We start from the raw sequence: 20,004 nt of genomic DNA, 5'->3' as shown, positions 1-20,004 counted from the left end.
GGAATTTACAAGACTAAGGACTTAAGTTATGCCAGAAACCTATACCCCTGTTACCGCGGTAACGGGCACCTGGACCGAAGAAGAGATCCGTCAACAACCTGCCAGTTGGATCCGTTCCCTTACGAATATCGACAACATTCGATCTGCCATTGACAGCTTTCTCGCACCATTACTGCGCAAAAACGATCTGCGGATCATACTGACCGGGGCTGGAACATCAGCATTCATTGGCGACATCATCGCCCCCTGGCTGGCAAGCTATACCGGTAAAAACATCAGCGCTGTGCCGACCACCGATCTGGTCACCAATCCGATGGATTACCTGAATCCCGCACATCCGCTGCTGCTCATTTCTTTCGCTCGCTCAGGTAACAGCCCTGAAAGCGTTGCGGCAGTGGAACTGGCTAATCAGTTTGTGCCTGAGTGTTATCACCTGCCGATCACCTGCAACGAAGCAGGTAGCCTCTATCAAAACGCAGTTGCAAGCGACAATGCCTTTGCTCTGTTAATGCCCGCAGAGACACATGACCGTGGCTTCGCGATGACCAGCAGCATTACCACCATGATGGCCAGCTGCCTGGCAGTATTTGCCCCAGAGAAAATCAACAGCCAGACCTTCCGTGACGTGGCCGATCGGTGCCAGACGATTCTGACTTCGCTGGGCGATTTCAGCGACGGTGTATTTGGCAATGAACCCTGGAAACGGATCGTTTACCTCGGTAGCGGTGGATTACAGGGAGCAGCGCGGGAATCGGCACTGAAAGTCCTGGAGCTGACTGCAGGCAAACTGGCCGCATTCTATGACTCCCCGACAGGCTTTCGTCACGGTCCAAAGTCGCTGGTTGATAACGAAACGCTGGTAGTGGTCTTTGTTTCCAGCCATCCGTATACACGTCAATACGATCTCGATCTGCTGGCAGAGTTACGCCGCGATCGGCAGGCATTGCGGGTTGTCGCGATTGCCGCACAAACCCATGAGGTGATTGAAGCAGGCCCACATATTCTGCTGCCACCAGCACGCTCTTTCATCGATATGGAATTGGCGTTCTGCTTCCTGATCTACGCCCAGGTTTTTGCTTTGACGCAATCCATCAATATCGGCAATACACCGGATACGCCTTCTGCCAGCGGCACTGTGAACCGCGTTGTACAGGGCGTTGTTATTCATCCCTGGAACGCCTAAAAGGATCGTTTTATGAGCATTATTTCCACGAAATACCTCCTGCTGGATGCCCAAAAAAAGGGTTATGCCGTACCTGCCTTTAACATTCATAACGCCGAGACGATCCAGGCGATCCTTGAAGTGTGCTATGAAATGCAATCGCCGGTGATCCTGGCAGGAACGCCGGGTACCTTTAAGCATATCGCGCTGGAAGAGATCTACGCGCTGTGCAGCGCTTATTCCACCAGCTACGGTATACCGCTGGCGCTGCACCTCGATCACCATGAGTCGCTGGACGACATTCGTCGTAAAGTGAATGCAGGAGTGCGCAGCGCAATGATTGACGGCAGCCACTTTCCGTTTGAAGAAAACGTGAAGCTGGTGAAATCCGTTGTGGATTTTTGCCATGCCAAAGATTGCAGCGTGGAAGCTGAGCTGGGTCGCCTCGGTGGCGTAGAAGATGATATGAGTGTGGATGCAGAAAGCGCCTTCCTCACCGATCCACAAGAAGCTAAACGGTTTGTTGAGCGTACTGGCGTAGATAGCCTTGCTGTTGCCATCGGCACAGCACACGGTTTGTACACCAAGACGCCCAAAATCGATTTCCAGCGGCTGGGTGAAATTCGTGAGGTAGTCGACGTTCCGCTGGTGCTACATGGCGCAAGCGATGTCCCTGACGAATACGTCCGCCGCACGATCGAGCTTGGCGTTTGCAAAGTTAACGTCGCGACCGAACTGAAAATCGCTTTTGCCGATGCGGTCAAAGCGTGGTTTGCGGAGAATCCGCAGGGCAACGATCCTCGCTATTACATGCGGGTCGGTATGGATGCGATGAAAGAAGTGGTGCGTAGCAAAATCACTGTATGCGGGTCAGCAAACCGCTTATTAATCAGTGAAACTGCCGCTCAGTCTTAAGCACTGTGTTAGCTAATGGCCATACCCTTGTCGGTTTGGCCATCAGCAATCGGGCTTACTCTCCCTGCTGTTCCAGCGCGTGCTTATACAACGCATTCTTTTTCACGCCATGGATTTCAGCAGCCAGCGCGGCGGCCTTTTTCAGCGGCAGTTCTGCCTGCAATAAGGCCAGCGTACGCAGCGCATCAGCCGGGAGGTCATCTTCTTGCGCTTTATGCCCTTCGACAATCAGCACCATTTCGCCCTTACGACGGTTTTCATCTTCCTTGACCCACGCCAGCAGTTCGCCAACCGGTGCGCCGTGAATAGTTTCCCAGGTTTTGGTCAGCTCGCGCGCCAGTACCACGTAACGGGATTCGCCCCAGACGGCAACCATGTCTTCCAGGCTATCCAGCAAGCGGTGGGTAGATTCATAAAAAATAAGCGTACGTGGCTCGGCCTCAATGGCTTTCATCGCATCACGACGCCCTTTCGATTTGGCAGGCAGAAATCCTTCATAGCAAAAACGGTCTGAAGGTAGACCTGCAGCGCTCAGGGCAGCAATCGCCGCACAAGGACCTGGCAGGGGAACAACGCGGATCCCCGCTTCACGACAGGTACGCACCAGATGGTAGCCAGGATCGTTAATCAGCGGCGTTCCGGCATCGGAAACCAGCGCAATGTTTTGTCCTTCTTTGAGCTTCGCGACCAGCGTTTCAGCCTTTTGCTGCTCGTTATGGTCATGTAGCGCGAACAGACGCGCGTTAATCGCGAAGTGTTGTAACAATAATCCTGTATGACGAGTGTCTTCAGCGGCAATCAAATCAACGGCTTGTAAAACTTCGAGCGCTCGTTGGGTAATATCAGCCAAATTTCCTATAGGAGTAGGTACAATAAAGAGTTGGCCTTGAGAATTATCCGCCGATTCGTGTTGTTTCATTGTGTCGTCCGTATTGCCGATTTAATATTGAGCATTGAGTAAAAAAATATCACTGGATACAGTATGGTACCCTCAACATTTTCTCGTTTGAAAGCCGCACGCGCGCTACCAGTCATTCTGGCAGCACTGATTTTCGCAGGCTGTGGCACCCAGGCGCCAGACCAGAGTGCAGCCCATATGCAGGGCACTGCGCAGGCTGATTCCGGCTTTTATCTGCAACAAATGCAGCAAAGCTCAGATGATAGCAAGACCAACTGGCAATTACTCGCCATTCGTGCACTGCTGAAAGAAGGCAAGAGCCAGCAGGCTATCGAACTGTTTAACCAGCTACCGCAGAAGCTAAGCGATACCCAGCAGCGTGAGCAGTCACTGTTGGCCGTCGAGATTAAGCTCGCGCAGAAAGATGTCGCTGGCGCACAGGCCCTGCTGGATAAGTTAACTCCCGCCGATTTCGATCAAAACCAACAGGCACGCTACTGGCAGGCGCAAATCGACGTCAACCAGGGTCGCCCATCTCTGACGCTGCTGCGCGCCCTGATCGCGCAGGAACCGCTGCTGGCCGCGAATGCTAAGCAGAAAAATATGGACGCCACCTGGCAGGCGCTGTCGTCCATGACCCAGGAGCAAGCGCAAGCGCTGGTCATCAATGCTGATGAAAACGTGCTGCAAGGCTGGCTGGATCTCCAGCGCGTCTGGTTCGATAACCGTAACGATCCGGACATGATGAAAGCTGGTATTGCGGACTGGCAGAAACGTTATCCGCAAAACCCAGGAGCAAAACTGTTACCAACACAGTTGGTTAACGTGCAGAGCTTTAAGCCCGCCTCCACCAGCAAAATCGCCCTGCTGTTACCACTGAACGGTCAGGCCGCTGTATTTGGCCGTACTATTCAGCAAGGCTTTGAAGCTGCGAAAAACATGGGCACTCAACCTGTCGCAGCCCCTGTTGCTGTCGCACCTGCCGCAGTTCCAGCTGCCGCGACCACCACAGAACAGCCGCAAACGACTGACGGCGTTGCCAGCCCGTCTCAGGCGTCAGTAAGCGATCTGACCAACGAGACGCCGGCTCAGCCAGAAACCCCTGCTGTGCAGCCCGCAGCACCCGCTCAGCCAACAACCGCCAGCGCACCGGCGAATCCATCCGCTGAGCTGAAAATCTACGACACTTCATCACAGCCGCTGAACCAGATCCTGACTCAGGTTCAGCAGGATGGCGCCAGCATCGTGGTTGGCCCACTGTTGAAGAACAATGTTGAAGAGCTGATGAAAAGCAACACGCCATTGAACGTCCTGGCGCTTAACCAGCCGGAGTCGGTGAAAAATCTGCCGAACGTCTGCTACTTCGCCCTGTCGCCAGAAGATGAAGCGCGCGACGCCGCACGCCACATCCGCGATCAGGGAAAACAGACGCCGCTGTTGTTGATTCCACGGAGTTCATTAGGCGATCGCGTTGCCAACGCCTTTGCACAGGAATGGCAAAAACTGGGTGGCGGCGTGGTATTGCAGCAGAAGTTCGGCTCCACCGCTGAACTGAAAATGGGCGTCAACGGCGGCTCAGGGATTTCCCTGACAGGCAGCCCTGTGGCCTCCTCTGTGCCAGCCCAACCCGGCGTGACGATTGGCGGTCTGACCATCCCGGCAGCACCTACCGATGCGCAAATCACCGGCGGCAGCGGTCGTGTTGATGCCGTGTATATTCTGGCGACGCCGGAAGAAATTGCATTTATTAAGCCGATGATCGCCATGCGCAACGGCAGCCAGAGCGGAGCAACGCTGTACGCCAGTTCTCGTAGTGCGCAGGGCACTGCCGGCCCGGATTTCCGTCTGGAGATGGAAGGTTTGCAGTACAGCGAAATTCCGATGCTGGCAGGCGCTAATGCGCCTCTTATGCAGCAGGCGCTTGGCGCGGTTCGTAACGACTACTCGCTAGCGCGTATGTATGCCATGGGTGTCGATGCCTGGTCGCTTGCCAACCACTTCTCGCAAATGCGTCAGGTGCAGGGTTTCGAAATTAACGGCAATACCGGGGCCTTAACCGCAACGCAGGATTGTGTGATTAACAGGAAGTTATCATGGCTCAAATACCAGCAAGGACAAGTCGTCCCCGCCAGTTAACGAGTAAACAGACCGGTGACGCGTGGGAATCCACCGCGCGTGACTGGCTGCTGAGCAAGGGACTGCATTTTATCGCCGCCAACGTGCGTGAACGTGGTGGCGAAATCGACCTGATAATGCGTGAAGGCAACACCACCGTATTTGTTGAGGTTCGCTACCGACGCTCAGCACAGTTCGGCGGTGCGGCGGCGAGTGTGACCCGGAGCAAACAACACAAATTATTACAGACCGCCCGCTTGTGGCTTGCGCGCCACAATGGGAGTTTTGATACTGTGGATTGCCGGTTCGATGTGTTAGCCTTCACCGGAAATGATGTTGAGTGGTTTAAGGACGCGTTCAACGACCGCTCATAGTTGAAGATTCAGAGCCTGGTTCTTAAGGATTAGCGTGTTAGATAGAATTAAAGTCTGCTTTACAGAAAGCATTCAAACTCAGATAGCTGCGGCTGAAGCACTTCCGGATGCAATCTCCCGTGCCGCCATGACGCTGGTTCAGTCCCTGCTCAATGGCAACAAAATTCTCTGTTGTGGTAATGGGACGTCCGCTGCCAACGCACAGCATTTTGCTGCCAGCATGATCAATCGTTTTGAAACAGAACGCCCAAGTTTACCTGCGATTGCACTAAACACTGATAATGTGGTCTTAACTGCGATTGCCAACGATCGCCTGCACGACGAAGTTTATGCAAAACAAGTCCGTGCGCTGGGACATGCAGGTGATGTTCTGCTGGCAATCTCTACGCGTGGTAATAGCCGCGATATCGTAAAAGCCGTTGAAGCCGCCGTGACACGCGACATGACAATCGTCGCGCTGACCGGGTATGACGGAGGGGAACTGGCCGGATTGCTGGGGCCACAGGATGTTGAAATCCGTATTCCCTCACACCACAGCGCCCGCGTTCAGGAAATGCACATGCTGACGGTCAACTGCCTTTGCGATCTTATCGATAACACGCTTTTCCCTCACCAGGATGATTAAGGAGTACACATGAAGGCATTTTCGCCGCTTGCTGTGATTATCGCTGCACTGCTGCTGCAAGGCTGTGTCGCTGCCGCCGTTGTTGGAACTGCAGCTGTCGGGACTAAAGCCGCGACGGATCCTCGTAGTGTCGGCACCCAGGTTGATGACAGTACCCTGGAATTACGCGTCAATACGGCATTGTCGAAAGATGCCCAGATCAAGAAAGAAGCGCGAATCAACGTGAGCGCATATCAGGGTAAAGTGCTGCTGGTCGGCCAGTCGCCGAATAGCGAACTGTCTGCGCGAGCAAAACAGATTGCGATGGGCGTAGAAGGTACGACTGAGGTCTTTAATGAGATCCGTCAGGGCCAGCCAATCGGTCTGGGCGATGCGTCCAACGATACCTGGATAACCACCAAAGTACGTTCCCAGTTACTGACCAGCGATCAGGTGAAATCCTCTAATGTGAAAGTAACGACTGAGAACGGAGAAGTGTTCCTGTTAGGTCTGGTGACCGAGCGTGAAGCGAAGGCGGCGGCGGATATCGCCAGCCGGGTAAGCGGCGTGAAACGCGTCACGACAGCCTTTACGTTTATTAAGTAACACGCCTGTAGATGGCATCTTATCCGTCCTACAGAACGTAATCGTTTGTAGGCCGGATAAGCGTCAGCGCCATTCGGCATTTTTTTATTTAGCCCTTTCGCGTAGCTCGGAAGAGGTCAGGATCGAAACCCCTTCATGCCCAGGCGCCAGCGCTTCTACCAGCATTGCCCGAGCAACATCGCGCGCTTCAATCGACTTCCAGTTACCCGGCAGCAGCCTGAACAACGGCGCTAAAAACATCTCATTCGTCCGCTGTTTGTCCCTATCACCCAGTAGCATTGAAGGCCGGACAATCGTCAGCCGTGGCCAATTCTGCGCGATCAGCGCCTGCTCCATTTCACCTTTCACCCGATTATAAAAAAACGGTGAATTCGCATTGGCGCCCATCGAACTCACCGCCAGCATATGCTGGGCGCCTAACCTACGTCCCGTCAGGGCCGTATCTACCACCAGCGTATAGTCAGCATGGATAAACGCCTCTTTGCTGCCCGCTTCACGCCGGGTAGTCCCCAAACAACAAAAGACAATATCGACCGGATCGGTGACCTGTGCCAGAGCATCGGTTAGCTGCGGATCATGGGGGTTATAGATACCAACCGTATCTGCCAGCGGTCGACGCGTTGGTGCCGTGATGGCATTGACCCGGGGTTCATTGAGCAGCATACGCAGCAAATGTCCGCCCACCAGCCCCGTGGCTCCCGTTATTAACACCTGACTCATCGCTTATCTTCCCCAGGTCTTCAATCACTGTTCTAACTATAGATCACGTAACCAATGCATCTTTTTACCAAAGCCCAGCGTGTTGTCCGTGAATTTGACTTCATCCAGTCGAATCTCCCATACGGGCGCTGGCAGCATTCTGGCAACGGGGAAACGACGGTTGTAGACTTTACGCGCGTCTTCGCTCTCCTGCCCTTCAAGACGCCGGATTTCCCCTTTAAACTGTACGCCCCGAATCAGAGCGACGGTTTTAGGCTGACCGTTTACCGTACCGGCAATCGGCGCGCGGGGTCCGGACATCTGCGCATGGCGCGTTTTCTCTTCGGTCAGCACATAGAACACCATCTTCTGCGCATCAAACAGGTAAAACGCATTGGCGCACCACAATTCACCTTCATGGTGTACGCACCAGGTCACGACATGCTGTTTTGCCAGCCAGCGAGACACCGCAGTCAGTGTTTCCATTTCTGTTCTCTTTTATACTGTAGGCCTGAAAATTATCACGTCGATGGTAACAATGACACCCTGGTATCTGTACCTGATCCGTACCGCTGACAACGCCTTATACACCGGAATAACCACCGATGTGCAGCGTCGCTATAAGCAGCATCAAAGTGGGAAAGGCGCGAAGGCGCTACGCGGAAAGGGGGAACTCACGTTGGCATTTGCGGCGCAGGTCGGCGACCGTTCGCTGGCCCTGCGCATAGAGTATCGCGTTAAACAGCTCACCAAGCGGCAGAAAGAGCGCCTTGTCGAAGGCGAAGGGTTTGAGGCGCTACTAAGCAGCCTGCAAACCCCGGAAGCTTAAAAGCGATTGAAGTGGTCGTGGTATTCCACAAGTCCCGTCACGCCATCCAGCGCATCGTCCGCCAGGCGATGAACCTGGAACGCGCTTTCGGTGCCCGGCCAGCGGCAACGCAGGTCATGATGGGCCGCCAGCTCAAAGCCAAAGCGGCTGTACAGGGCCGGATCCCCCAGCGTAACCACCGCTGCGTAGCCAAACTCGTTCAGTGAATCGAGTCCTTCATAGACCAGCTGACGCGCCAGGCCCTGCCCCCGGTAGTTTTCATCCACCGCGAGCGGCGCCATGCCGACCCATTGCAGATCTTCACCCTGAACATCGACTGGGCTGAACGCGACGTAACCCACTACCTGACCTTCGTCATCGGTAGCAACCAGACCCAGCGTTAAGAAACCATCTTCACGCAGGTCGTGCACTAATTTCGCTTCCGCATCGCTCTCAAATGAACGGCGCAGCAGCGCATCAATACCAGGGGCATCAATGGGAATTTCAACTCGAATCAGCATGGCTCACCTACCGAGGTCTGTTTGGTTTCTGGCGACGTTTTCATCCCCGCCTCAACAAAATCCGCCAACTGCATCAGCATGACGCGCAACGCTTTAGGCATCTGCTCCAGTTCGATGGCATCCATCAGATTTTTTACGTATAGCCCTAATTCTGTATCACCTTCAATCACCAGACGACGCTGGAAGAAAAGCGTATCCGGATCCTGCTTGCGGGCCACGATCATCAGCAGATCGCTGGCATCGGCGCTAAAACTCACATCCGCATCTGCATTCTGGCTGACGATAAGTTTATCGTTCTCAACAGAGGTATACCATTTGAGGTCAATGTCACGCACATGAATGCTCAGCCAGCGACCTTCGAGAAACTCCAGCTCCCCATCGGCCAGCGCCTGACTAAACTGCCAGCTCAGGACCTGCTCCAGAACCTGGCGCTTCAGCGCAAAGGGCGTCAGTTTAACTGGTACACTCATCAGAGAAGGACCAAATTGTACTAAGCGTGAACGCAGTTTATCCAACACGAGCTTTACTCCCTGTTTCAATAGTCCTGCTATTTTGCCATATCAAATAAACGACATAGCGGCATAAATCAACAATTCGATGCGAAATTGTTACCTCTTTATTGGTGTCACCAATACGACTTTAACTGCCTCAAATCAAAAATTGTCTCAGCAAGGTTAACTAAAATCCCCATTCGTTAACATTTCTGCGCCCATCACGGCGCAACGTTCAGGATAAATTATGGAGCTGCTCTGCCCTGCCGGAAACCTACCGGCGCTTAAGGCGGCCATCGAGAACGGCGCTGATGCTGTCTACATCGGGCTGAAAGATGATACCAACGCCCGTCATTTCGCCGGCCTTAATTTTACCGAGAAAAAATTGCAGGAAGCGGTGAGTTTTGTCCATCAGCACCGCCGTAAGCTGCACATTGCGATTAACACCTTTGCGCACCCGGATGGTTACGCGCGCTGGCAACGTGCCGTTGATATGGCAGCGCAACTGGGTGCAGACGCGCTGATCCTTGCCGACCTCGCCATGCTTGAGTATGCCGCAGAGCGCTACCCGCATATTGAGCGCCATGTCTCTGTTCAGGCATCTGCAACCAATGAAGAGGCAATTAATTTCTATCATCGCAACTTTGACGTCGCCCGCGTGGTGCTGCCGCGCGTGCTATCTATTCATCAGGTGAAACAGCTCGCTCGCGTCACGCCAGTTCCCCTGGAAGTGTTCGCCTTCGGTAGCCTGTGCATTATGGCGGAAGGCCGTTGCTATCTTTCGTCCTATCTGACGGGTGAGTCTCCTAACACGGTTGGTGCCTGCTCGCCTGCTCGTTTTGTCCGCTGGCAACAGACCCAACAAGGGCTGGAATCCCGTCTTAATGAAGTGCTGATCGACCGCTATCAGGACGGGGAAAACGCCGGTTATCCGACGCTATGCAAAGGCCGCTATCTGGTTGACGGCGAGCGTTACCATGCGCTGGAAGAACCCACCAGCCTGAACACGCTGGAGCTGCTGCCGGAACTACTGGCAGCCAATATTGCCTCGGTGAAAATCGAAGGTCGTCAGCGCAGCCCGGCCTATGTCAGTCAGGTGGCGAAAGTGTGGCGTCAGGCGATCGACCGCTGTATGGCCGACCCGCAAAACTACGTCCCGCAGGCCGCGTGGATGGAAACGCTCGGTTCAATGTCCGAAGGCACACAGACCACGCTTGGCGCGTATCACCGTAAATGGCAGTGAGAGAAGCAATGAAATATTCCTTAGGGCCGGTGCTGTGGTACTGGCCGAAAGAAACGCTGGAAGATTTTTATCAGCAGGCTGCCGTAAGCCAGGCCGACGTTATCTATCTTGGTGAAGCGGTATGCAGTAAACGCCGCGCCACCAAAGTGGGCGACTGGCTCGATATGGCGAAATCGCTCGCTGGCAGCGGTAAACAGGTTGTGCTGTCAACACTGGCGCTGGTGCAGGCCTCTTCTGAACTGGGAGAGCTGAAGCGCTATGTCGAAAACGGTGACTTCCTGCTGGAAGCCAGCGATCTCGGCGTAGTAAACATGTGCGCCGAGCGTAAGCTGCCGTTTGTCGCCGGGCATGCGCTCAACTGCTACAACGCGGTTACCCTGCGTATCCTGCTCAAACAAGGCATGGTGCGCTGGTGTATGCCGGTAGAGCTTTCCCGCGACTGGCTGGCAAACCTGCTCAACCAGTGTGATGAGCTGGGTATTCGCAATCAGTTTGAAGTTGAGGTGCTGAGCTACGGGCATCTGCCGCTGGCGTACTCTGCCCGCTGCTTTACCGCGCGCTCTGAAGACCGTCCAAAAGACGAGTGTGAAACCTGCTGCATCAAATATCCGAACGGGCGCGATGTGCTGTCGCAGGAGAATCAGCAGGTCTTTGTCCTCAACGGGATCCAGACCATGAGCGGTTATGTTTACAACCTCGGCAACGAACTGACATCGATGCAGGGGCTGGTTGATATTGTGCGTCTGTCCCCTTCAGGCACTGAAACATTCGCCATGCTCGACGCCTTCCGCGCCAATGAAAATGGCAGTGCCCCATTACCGCTTGCCGCCCACAGTGACTGTAACGGCTACTGGAAGCGACTGGCTGGACTGGAGCTGCAGGCCTAGCCGGATACGGCATAAATGCCTTATCGGGCCTACAAATAGCGATCCCGTAGGCCCGATAAGCGCAGCGCCATCGGGCATGTTATATTCGATGCCCGCCGTATAAAGCTCACTTTGTTAACAACATTCGCTAATCTTTAATGCAGAATTAAAAGATTAACCGGTAACAAAGTGAGCCGTTATGACTGACAAAACTATTCCGTTCTCGGTGCTGGATCTGGCGCCGATCCCTGAAGGATCTTCGGCAAAAGAGGCATTCACACACTCGCTTGATCTTGCTCAACTGGCCGAAAAACGCGGTTACCACCGCTATTGGCTGGCGGAACATCACAACATGACCGGCATCGCCAGCGCAGCAACCTCAGTGCTGATTGGTTATCTGGCTGCCAATACCACCACGCTGCATCTCGGGTCTGGCGGCGTGATGCTGCCTAACCATTCGCCGCTGGTGATCGCCGAGCAGTTCGGTACCCTGAACACGCTATATCCGGGACGAATCGATCTCGGGCTTGGTCGCGCACCGGGCAGCGATCAACCAACCATGCGCGCACTGCGCCGCCATATGAGCGGTGATATCGATAACTTCCCACGCGACGTCGCTGAACTGGTGGACTGGTTCGACGCCCGCGATCCTAATCCCCATGTACGCCCGGTTCCCGGCTACGGCGAGCAGATCCCGGTCTGGTTATTAGGCTCCAGCCTGTACAGTGCACAACTGGCGGCCCAGCTTGGTCTGCCGTTTGCCTTCGCCTCGCACTTTGCCCCGGATATGCTGCATCAGGCGCTGCATTTGTATCGTACCCAGTTCAAACCCTCGGCGCGGCTGGCAAAACCGTATGCGATGGTGTGCATCAACATTATTGCCGCCGACAGCAATCGCGACGCCGAGTTTCTTTTCACCTCCATGCAGCAGGCATTTGTGAAGCTGCGTCGTGGCGAAACCGGCCAGCTACCGCCGCCGGTAGAGAATATGCATCAGCTGTGGTCCGCTTCTGAGCAGTACGGCGTACAACAGGCGCTAAGCATGTCGCTGGTCGGTGATAAGGCAAAAGTGCGGCATGGTCTCGACGCCATTTTGCGTGAAACCCAGGCTGATGAGATTATGGTTAACGGCCAGATTTTTGATCATCAGGCACGTCTACATTCGTTTGATTTGGCGATGGATGTGAAGCAGGAATTATTGGGGTAGTACTATTTGTGCCGGATGGCGGCTGCGCCTTATCCGGCCTACTCAATCTCTTTAGGCCCGGTAAGCGTAGCGCCACCGGGCAATTGTTCTACTGGTATACAGGCAACAGATTCACGCTCGAGAGAATATGGATAACCGCGTTGCCGATACCGAATACCAGGATCAGCGCAATCATCGGCTTACCGCCCCAGACACGGAATTTCGGGCTACCGAAACGCTCGCGGGATTTACGTGCCAGCAGCGCCGGAACAATGGCGGCCCAGATGGTTGCCGCGAGTCCTGCATAGCCAATGGCGTACAGAAAACCGTTCGGCCACAGCAAGCCACCGATAATTGGTGGGACAAACGTCAGCAATGCCGTTTTGAAACGTCCCATTGCCGAGTCATCAAAGCCAAACAGATCCGCCAGATAGTCAAACAGACCGAGCGTAACGCCGAGGAATGAACTCGCCACCGCAAAGTTGGAGAACACCACCAGCAGCAGATCCAGACTGCGGCTGTTTAGTACACCGCTCAGCGCCTGTACCAGCACATCAATGTTACCGCCCTGCTGCGCAATACCGATAAACTCCGGACGCGGAATGTTACCCATCGTCCCCAGCAACCACACGGTATACAGCACCAGCGCCAGCAGCGTGCCGTACACCAGACACTTAACGATGGTCTTCGGATCTTTGCCGTAGTACTTCATCAGGCTCGGGACGTTGCCGTGATAGCCGAATGAGGCCAGACAGAACGGCAGCGTCATCAGCAGGTACGGCGTATACGAAGCATTGCTTTCCGCCACGTTAAACAACGTTGTGGGCTGAACGTGTCCCAATAAGCTGCCGAAGGTCAGGAAAAAGGTAATCACCTTCGCGCCCAGCACAATTGCCGTCATGCGGCTAACCGCTTTGGTACTTAACCACACCACAAACGCCACCAGCAACGCAAAGCCAAGACCTGCCGCACGCGCCGGAACGTTCAACGACATCTCGGAGAAGGTGTGATGCAGGATCGAACCGCTCGCCGAGATATACGCGTAGGTCAGAATATAGAGAACGAAAGCAATCGAGATGCCGTTCACCACGTTCCAGCCTTTGCCCAGCAGATCTTTCGTGATGGTGTCAAAGCTGGAACCAATACGGTAATTGAGGTTAGCTTCAAGGATCATCAGCCCGGAGTGCAGCATGCAGAACCAGGTGAAGATCAGCGCTGCCATTGACCAGAAGAACCACGCCCCGGACATGACCACTGGCAGGGAAAACATCCCCGCGCCAATAATGGTGCCGCCGATGATCACCACGCCGCCGAGCAGCGAAGGTGACGTTTGGGTGGTGGTTAGTGTTGCCATTTAGCCATCTCTCCAGTCATTTATATTGTGACTACATCTCAATGCGCTGCACTGTACCAGTACACGAGTACAATTGAAATAAAAAAAGCCCCGATTGTTGAGATCGGGGCCGTATATTTTACTTTACAGCTATAAAGCTAAAAGGCTTATGCATCACCGCCGAAACGACGACGACCAGCAGAGTCATCACGACGCGGAGCAGAAGAATCGTCACGACGCGGACCACGGTTGCCTTCACGACGTTCGCCGCTGAAACGACGACCATCACCACGACCGCCTTCACGACGTTCACCGCTAAAGTTACGACCTTCACCGCGACCGCCTTCACGACGCTCACCGCTGAAACGACCACCGCCACGACGCTCACCACCGGTGTGCGGAACCGCATCGCCAACCAGCTGCATGTTCATCGGCTTGTTCAGGATGCGAGTACGGGTAAAGTGCTGCAGCACGTCGCCCGGCATACCTTTCGGCAGTTCGATGGTGGAGTGGGAAGCAAACAGCTTGATGTTACCGATGTAACGGCTGCTGATATCACCTTCGTTAGCAATCGCACCAACGATATGACGAACTTCAACACCGTCATCACGGCCCACTTCAATGCGGTACAGCTGCATGTCACCAACATCACGACGTTCACGACGCGGACGGTCTTCACCACCACGGTCATTACGGTCACGAGGGCCACGATCGTTGCGGTCGCGCGGACCACGGTCATCACGGTCGCGGAATTCGCGTTTCGGACGCATCGGCGCATCTGGCGGCAGGATCAGAGGACGTTCGCCCTGAGCCATTTTCAGCAGTGCAGCTGCCAGCGTTTCGATATCCAGCTCTTCTTCCGGCTGCATTTTCGCCAGCAGAGCACGGTACTGATCCAGATCGCTGCTTTCCAGCTGCTGCTGAACTTTAGCAGCGAATTTTTCCAGACGGCGTTTGCCCAGCAGATCTGCGTTCGGCAGTTCTACTTCCGGAATAGTCAGCTTCATGGTGCGTTCGATGTTACGCAGCAGACGACGCTCGCGGTTCTCAACGAACAGCAGCGCACGACCCGCACGACCCGCACGACCGGTACGGCCGATACGGTGAACGTAAGACTCGGAATCCATCGGGATGTCGTAGTTAACAACCAGGCTGATACGCTCAACGTCCAGGCCACGGGCCGCAACGTCGGTTGCAATCAGAATATCCAGGCGGCCATCTTTCAGACGCTCGAGAGTCTGCTCACGCAGGGACTGGTTCATGTCACCGTTCAGTGCAGCGCTGCTATAACCGCTACGCTCCAGCGCTTCTGCTACTTCCAGGGTCGCATTTTTGGTACGTACGAAGATAATCGCCGCATCAAAGTCTTCTGCTTCCAGGAAACGCACCAGCGCTTCATTTTTACGCATGCCCCACACAGTCCAGTAGCTCTGGCTGATGTCAGGACGGGTAGTAACGCTGGACTGAATACGTACTTCCTGCGGCTCTTTCATAAAGCGGCGGGTAATACGACGAATCGCTTCCGGCATGGTTGCAGAGAACAGAGCGGTCTGATGACCTTCCGGGATCTGCGCCATGATGGTTTCAACGTCTTCGATGAAGCCCATACGCAGCATTTCGTCAGCTTCGTCCAGTACCAGACCGCTCAGTTTGGAGAGGTCCAGAGTACCGCGCTTCAGGTGATCCAGCAGACGACCCGGCGTACCGACGACGATCTGTGGCCCCTGACGCAGGGCACGTAATTGCACGTCATAACGCTGGCCGCCGTACAGGGCAACCACGTTCACGCCGCGCATGTGTTTAGAGAAATCCGTCATGGCTTCTGCTACCTGAACCGCCAGTTCGCGGGTCGGTGCCAGCACCAGAATCTGAGGTGCCTTCAGCTCAGGATCAAGATTGTTGAGCAGCGGTAAAGAGAACGCTGCAGTTTTGCCGCTACCTGTCTGGGCCATACCCAGAACATCGCGGCCGCCCAGCAGATGCGGAATGCACTCTGCCTGGATTGGAGATGGTTTTTCGTAACCCAGATCGTTAAGGGCTTCAAGGATAGGAGCCTTCAGGCCCAGATCTGCAAAAGTGGTTTCGAATTCAGCCATGTAGTACGTGTGCCTCAAAATTAATGGCGGCCAGTCTACATAACTCATCATGAAATTGATCTGCAATTTTCATTGAAAAGTGTGAACCGGCTCAAAGTAGGTGTATTAACGAACAACAACGCCCTCACCCGTGAAGGTGATGGCAATCAAAAAAGATTACGGGCTGATGTGTACGTCAGCTATTGCTGGTCCGATTCTGCCAGGTCATCTTGGTCCTGGCCCAGGAGCGATAATTCCAACAATGCGTATCGGTGCTCAACAAAGTTATGAACGTTGTTAGCCACCGCCAGTTTGAACAATGCCGTAGCGTTGTCCAAATCCCCCAGACTTAGGTAGTACTTACCTAAATAGAAGTTGGTTTCACTGAGATGCTCAGCGAGCGAGGTGTTATCCGTTGCGTCCGCCTTCAGGCGTTCCATCAGCGTTGCTTCGCTAATGTTGCCCAGGTAGAACTCGACAATGTTCCATCCCCATTGCTCTTTATCCGATTTCTCAAAGCGTTGCTTCAACGCTTCTTTAGCCTGCTTCTCATCGAGCTTCTGCTCGGCAAGATAAAGCCACAGACTACGGAAAGGATCATTGGGATCGTCTTGATAAAACGCTAGCAGATCATCTTGCGCTAACTTGTCGCGACCGCCGTAATACAATGCGATACCGCGATTTAAGTGCGCGTAGTTGTAAGTTGGATCAAGCTCAAGTACAGAATCAAACGCTTCATAGGCAGCATCAAAATTGCCTGCCTGCGTTAAATATATACCTAAGTAATTGAATACTTCAGGCATATCTGGTCGGATTGCCAGCGCTTGTGAAAAATCATTTCGCGCCAATGCCCTCAGACCGAGACTATCATACAACACTCCGCGCTCATATAAAAGCTGTGCGCGTTCGTCATCGGTTAAAGCCCGACTGGCAAGAATTTGTTCCATACGTGCCAGAATCACTTCCTGCTGCAAAGTCGGTTGCAATGGTACTGCGAGGACTTCACTCTTTCGCCAGGCGGAATTACTGCATCCAGCCAGCGTGAGTGCTGTCGCAACGAAACACCAGCGCAAAAAAGGCTTCATTTCCCACTCCCGAAGACAACGATTGAATGAACGTCCAGGTTCCCCGGTTGCTAACAAGGCATCCTGCCGGGTTAAAGGCCCTCCGCTTTCACGGAGGGCAATGGCAACCTTACTCGCCCTGGCTTGCCGGAGCTTCCGGTTCGCCTGCAGGCTGAGACTGCTCAGTTGCTTCTTTAATGCTCAGACGTACACGGCCCTGGCGATCAACTTCCAGAACTTTGACCGGTACTTCCTGGCCCATCTGCAGGTAGTCGGTCACTTTCTCAACGCGCTTGTCAGCGATCTGAGAGATGTGTACCAGACCTTCTTTACCGCCACCGATGGCAACGAATGCGCCAAAGTCAACGATACGGGTCACTTTACCATTGTAGATACGGCCTACTTCGATCTCTGCGGTGATCTCTTCGATACGACGGATAGCATATTTCGCTTTCTCACCGTCGGTCGCAGCAATCTTCACGGTACCATCATCTTCGATTTCAATGGTGGTGCCGGTTTCTTCGGTCAGAGCACGGATAACAGAGCCGCCTTTACCGATAACGTCTTTGATCTTGTCCGGGCTGATCTTGATAGTGTGGATACGCGGAGCGAACTGAGAAATATCGCCACGCGGAGCGTTGATCGCTTGTTCCATCACACCCAGGATGTGCAGACGCGCACCTTTAGCCTGGTTCAGCGCAACCTGCATGATTTCTTTGGTGATACCTTCAATTTTGATATCCATCTGCAGTGCAGAGATACCGTCGCGGGAACCCGCCACTTTGAAGTCCATATCGCCCAGGTGGTCTTCGTCGCCCAGGATGTCAGACAGAACAACAAAGTTGTCGCCTTCTTTCACCAGACCCATCGCGATACCCGCAACGGCTGCTTTGATCGGCACGCCTGCGTCCATCAGCGCCAGGGAAGCACCACATACGGAAGCCATGGAAGAAGAACCGTTAGATTCGGTGATTTCAGAAACCACACGTACGGTGTACGGGAATTTATCCAGTTCCGGCATTACTGCCAGTACGCCACGCTTCGCCAGACGGCCGTGACCAATCTCACGACGCTTCGGAGAACCGACCATACCGGTTTCACCTACGCAGTACGGAGGGAAGTTGTAGTGGAACAGGAAGTTGTCAGTACGCTCGCCCATCAGTTCGTCGAGGTTCTGCGCATCACGAGTGGTGCCCAGGGTCGCAGTAACCAGCGCCTGAGTTTCGCCACGGGTGAACAGTGCGGAACCGTGGGTACGCGGCAGAACGCCAGTACGCACGTCCAGGCCACGGATCATGTCTTTTTCACGGCCATCGATGCGCGGCTCGCCTGCCAGTACGCGGCTACGAACAACGTTTTTCTCGATAGCGTGCAGGATTTCACCCAGTTCGTTAGCGTCCAGGGTTTCGTCTTCAGCCACCAGAGTCGCGATGGTTTCAGATTTGATCACGTCAACCTGAGCATAACGCTCTTGTTTGTCAGTGATACGGTAAGCATCGCTCAGGCGAGCTTCCGCCAGTGCGGCAACGCGTGCGTTCAGCGCTTCGTTGACGGCTTCTGGCTGCCAGTCCCAACGCGGTTTGCCAGCTTCTTTCGCCAGCTCGTTGATCGCCTGAATCACAACCTGCTGCTGTTCGTGACCGAACACAACAGCGCCCAGCATCTGATCTTCGCTCAGCAGTTCAGCTTCGGATTCAACCATCAGTACGGCTGCTTCAGTACCTGCAACAACCAGGTCCAGCTTGCTTTCTTTCAGTTCGTCCTGAGTCGGGTTCAGTACGTACTGGTCATTGATGTAACCAACACGTGCAGCACCGATCGGGCCGTTGAATGGGATACCAGACAGAGTCAGCGCAGCAGATGCACCAATCATTGCCACGATGTCCGGGTTAACCTGCGGGTTAACGGAAACAACGGTCGCGATAACCTGAACTTCGTTAACGAAGCCTTCCGGGAACAGCGGGCGAACCGGGCGGTCAATCAGACGCGCGATCAGGGTTTCGCCTTCGCTCGGACGGCCTTCACGACGGAAGAAGCTACCCGGGATACGGCCAGCAGCGTAGGTACGCTCCTGATAGTTAACGGTCAGCGGGAAAAAGTCCTGGCCTGGTTTCGCTTTTTTCTGACCAACAACGGTAACGAATACCGCGGTGTCATCCATGCTAACCATAACAGCGGCAGTCGCCTGACGCGCCATCATGCCGGTTTCCAGCGTAACGGTATGCTGACCGTACTGGAATTTACGAACGATCGGATTAAGCAAAATAATATCCTTTCTCTATTTTTTGACGGCACATTTTTGCGCCATCGTTAATACCCGATCTTCTGCGCATCCTCGCGACTAATGACAACCCTAACCCATAAGCATGAGTAAAGCCTCTCATTAGCCGCGCGAACCTCTGCAACGGAAGATCATTCATAGCAACAATACATTAGTTTCCAGCGAATTGCTGCCATCTGCTGGAAAAAAGGGGCCATGAAGGCCCCCTCTTTCTGAAACTCGAAAGAATTAGCGACGCAGGCCCAGACGCTCGATCAGCGCGGTGTAACGTGCAACATCTTTACGTTTCAGGTAGTCGAGCAGTTTACGACGCTGAGAAACCATGCGCAGCAGACCACGACGGCTGTGGTGATCTTTTTTGTGCTCTGCAAAGTGGCCCTGCAGGTGGTTAATCTGTGCAGTCAACAGAGCAACCTGAACATCGGTAGAACCGGTGTCGTTTGCATCACGACCAAACTCAGAAACGATTTTAGCGGTAGCTTCAGTACTTAGAGACATTTTAAAACTCCAAAGTGATAAGAATGAAAGGATGCCGATCTCTAATTCAGCTATCCCAGTGTATACACTTTATCCTTCAAACTGACTCTGCGTTGGCTGCGTCCGCTCACCTCAGTCACTTACCTAAGTAAGCTCCTGAGGATCCTCAGACTTGCCGCCTTGATGCAGCTCGAATGATTTTGTGTATACGCCACGCAGATTGTTAAACAATTCACGCGACGTTAAGCGGCAGTATTCTACTCGCAGCGCCCTTTTATCGCAAGAC

General features: G+C 54.0%; 21 protein-coding genes. 10 read left to right on the top strand and 11 right to left on the bottom strand.

Annotation, left to right across the window (positions count from 1 at the left end):
* Positions 1-28: 28 nt before the first annotated feature.
* Together OGX83_RS04310 and kbaY are read left to right on the top strand one after the other, a co-directional pair.
* On the top strand, positions 29-1,183 hold the full coding sequence (locus OGX83_RS04310; RefSeq protein ID WP_008785901.1) for an AgaS family sugar isomerase: 1,155 nt from the start codon (positions 29-31) through the stop codon (positions 1,181-1,183).
* A 12-nt stretch (positions 1,184-1,195) separates the two neighbouring features.
* The gene (gene kbaY, locus OGX83_RS04305) at positions 1,196-2,077 is read left to right on the top strand and encodes a tagatose-bisphosphate aldolase subunit KbaY (protein WP_016151042.1); all 882 of its coding nucleotides are present in this window, start codon (positions 1,196-1,198) and stop codon (positions 2,075-2,077) included.
* Positions 2,078-2,132: 55 nt separating this feature from the next.
* On the opposite strand, the gene rsmI is transcribed toward kbaY, so the two are convergent.
* Complete coding sequence (gene rsmI, locus OGX83_RS04300; protein ID WP_003024942.1) at positions 2,133-2,996, bottom strand: 16S rRNA (cytidine(1402)-2'-O)-methyltransferase; 864 nt, start codon at positions 2,994-2,996, stop codon at positions 2,133-2,135.
* Between the two features lie 63 nt (positions 2,997-3,059).
* Here rsmI and OGX83_RS04295 point away from each other — a divergent pair, with 63 nt between their 5' ends.
* From OGX83_RS04295 to dolP, 4 genes are read left to right on the top strand one after another with little or no spacing between them, the layout of a single operon-like run.
* Positions 3,060-5,111, top strand: coding sequence for a penicillin-binding protein activator (locus OGX83_RS04295; protein ID WP_100271868.1), 2,052 nt, complete (start codon positions 3,060-3,062; stop codon positions 5,109-5,111).
* Complete coding sequence (locus tag OGX83_RS04290) at positions 5,069-5,464, top strand: YraN family protein (protein WP_003828625.1); 396 nt, start codon at positions 5,069-5,071, stop codon at positions 5,462-5,464. Before OGX83_RS04295 ends, OGX83_RS04290 begins: the two co-directional genes overlap by 43 nt.
* Before the next feature lie 34 nt (positions 5,465-5,498).
* Positions 5,499-6,089 carry a DnaA initiator-associating protein DiaA gene (gene diaA / locus OGX83_RS04285; protein ID WP_003024948.1) on the top strand — a complete coding sequence of 197 codons (591 nt, stop codon included), beginning with the start codon at positions 5,499-5,501 and terminating at the stop codon, positions 6,087-6,089.
* A 9-nt stretch (positions 6,090-6,098) separates the two neighbouring features.
* Positions 6,099-6,674 carry a division/outer membrane stress-associated lipid-binding lipoprotein gene (dolP, locus tag OGX83_RS04280; RefSeq protein ID WP_008785904.1) on the top strand — a complete coding sequence of 192 codons (576 nt, stop codon included), beginning with the start codon at positions 6,099-6,101 and terminating at the stop codon, positions 6,672-6,674.
* Between the two features lie 84 nt (positions 6,675-6,758).
* Here dolP and OGX83_RS04275 read toward each other — a convergent pair whose 3' ends face one another.
* Complete coding sequence (locus tag OGX83_RS04275; protein WP_128611757.1) at positions 6,759-7,394, bottom strand: NAD(P)H-binding protein; 636 nt, start codon at positions 7,392-7,394, stop codon at positions 6,759-6,761.
* A 36-nt stretch (positions 7,395-7,430) separates the two neighbouring features.
* Positions 7,431-7,859, bottom strand: coding sequence for a YhbP family protein (locus OGX83_RS04270; RefSeq protein ID WP_149607307.1), 429 nt, complete (start codon positions 7,857-7,859; stop codon positions 7,431-7,433).
* Positions 7,860-7,911: 52 nt separating this feature from the next.
* Between OGX83_RS04270 and OGX83_RS04265 the strand changes: the two genes are divergently transcribed.
* A complete protein-coding gene (locus OGX83_RS04265; RefSeq protein ID WP_032945094.1) occupies positions 7,912-8,202 on the top strand; it encodes a GIY-YIG nuclease family protein in 291 nt (96 codons plus the stop codon).
* Here OGX83_RS04265 and OGX83_RS04260 read toward each other — a convergent pair.
* Positions 8,199-8,702 carry a GNAT family N-acetyltransferase gene (locus OGX83_RS04260; protein WP_008785907.1) on the bottom strand — a complete coding sequence of 168 codons (504 nt, stop codon included), beginning with the start codon at positions 8,700-8,702 and terminating at the stop codon, positions 8,199-8,201. The two genes, OGX83_RS04265 and OGX83_RS04260, sit on opposite strands and share 4 nt — an antisense overlap.
* Positions 8,696-9,220: a ubiquinone anaerobic biosynthesis accessory factor UbiT gene (gene ubiT, locus OGX83_RS04255; protein ID WP_003828637.1), complete on the bottom strand. Its 525-nt coding sequence runs from the start codon at positions 9,218-9,220 to the stop codon at positions 8,696-8,698. The genes OGX83_RS04260 and ubiT overlap by 7 nt, the downstream gene beginning before the upstream one ends.
* Before the next feature lie 220 nt (positions 9,221-9,440).
* Between ubiT and ubiU the strand changes: the two genes are divergently transcribed.
* The 3 genes from ubiU to OGX83_RS04240 all read left to right on the top strand — a co-directional run bounded on the left by ubiU (position 9,441) and on the right by OGX83_RS04240 (position 12,509).
* A complete protein-coding gene (gene ubiU, locus OGX83_RS04250) occupies positions 9,441-10,436 on the top strand; it encodes a ubiquinone anaerobic biosynthesis protein UbiU (protein WP_003024971.1) in 996 nt (331 codons plus the stop codon).
* A gap of 8 nt (positions 10,437-10,444) precedes the next feature.
* Positions 10,445-11,323: a U32 family peptidase gene (locus OGX83_RS04245; protein ID WP_020996351.1), complete on the top strand. Its 879-nt coding sequence runs from the start codon at positions 10,445-10,447 to the stop codon at positions 11,321-11,323.
* 178 nt (positions 11,324-11,501) lie between these two features.
* The gene (locus OGX83_RS04240) at positions 11,502-12,509 is read left to right on the top strand and encodes a luciferase-like monooxygenase (protein ID WP_153752157.1); all 1,008 of its coding nucleotides are present in this window, start codon (positions 11,502-11,504) and stop codon (positions 12,507-12,509) included.
* A gap of 88 nt (positions 12,510-12,597) precedes the next feature.
* Here the strand turns inward: OGX83_RS04240 and mtr are convergent, their stop codons facing one another.
* The 6 genes from mtr to rpsO form a co-directional block, all read right to left on the bottom strand.
* Entirely contained in the window at positions 12,598-13,842 is a 1,245-nt protein-coding gene (mtr, locus tag OGX83_RS04235; protein ID WP_003828642.1) for a tryptophan permease, read from the bottom strand.
* A 146-nt stretch (positions 13,843-13,988) separates the two neighbouring features.
* A complete protein-coding gene (locus OGX83_RS04230; RefSeq protein WP_003828643.1) occupies positions 13,989-15,917 on the bottom strand; it encodes a DEAD/DEAH family ATP-dependent RNA helicase in 1,929 nt (642 codons plus the stop codon).
* Entirely contained in the window at positions 15,910-15,990 is an 81-nt protein-coding gene (yrbN, locus tag OGX83_RS04225; RefSeq protein WP_010723222.1) for a protein YrbN, read from the bottom strand. Before yrbN ends, OGX83_RS04230 begins: the two co-directional genes overlap by 8 nt.
* Before the next feature lie 106 nt (positions 15,991-16,096).
* A complete protein-coding gene (nlpI, locus tag OGX83_RS04220) occupies positions 16,097-16,981 on the bottom strand; it encodes a lipoprotein NlpI (protein ID WP_003024982.1) in 885 nt (294 codons plus the stop codon).
* 109 nt (positions 16,982-17,090) lie between these two features.
* Positions 17,091-19,223, bottom strand: a complete 2,133-nt coding sequence (gene pnp, locus OGX83_RS04215; RefSeq protein ID WP_008785911.1) for a polyribonucleotide nucleotidyltransferase — start codon at positions 19,221-19,223, stop codon at positions 17,091-17,093.
* A gap of 246 nt (positions 19,224-19,469) precedes the next feature.
* Positions 19,470-19,739, bottom strand: a complete 270-nt coding sequence (gene rpsO, locus OGX83_RS04210; RefSeq protein ID WP_000059465.1) for a 30S ribosomal protein S15 — start codon at positions 19,737-19,739, stop codon at positions 19,470-19,472.
* Positions 19,740-20,004: the final 265 nt, after the last annotated feature.

It is taken from the genome of Citrobacter sp. Cpo074 (assembly GCF_030332745.1).
Taxonomy (GTDB): domain Bacteria; phylum Pseudomonadota; class Gammaproteobacteria; order Enterobacterales; family Enterobacteriaceae; genus Citrobacter; species Citrobacter portucalensis.
Note: the sequence above shows the minus strand (reverse complement) of the source record. Positions and strands in the feature narration are given on the sequence as shown.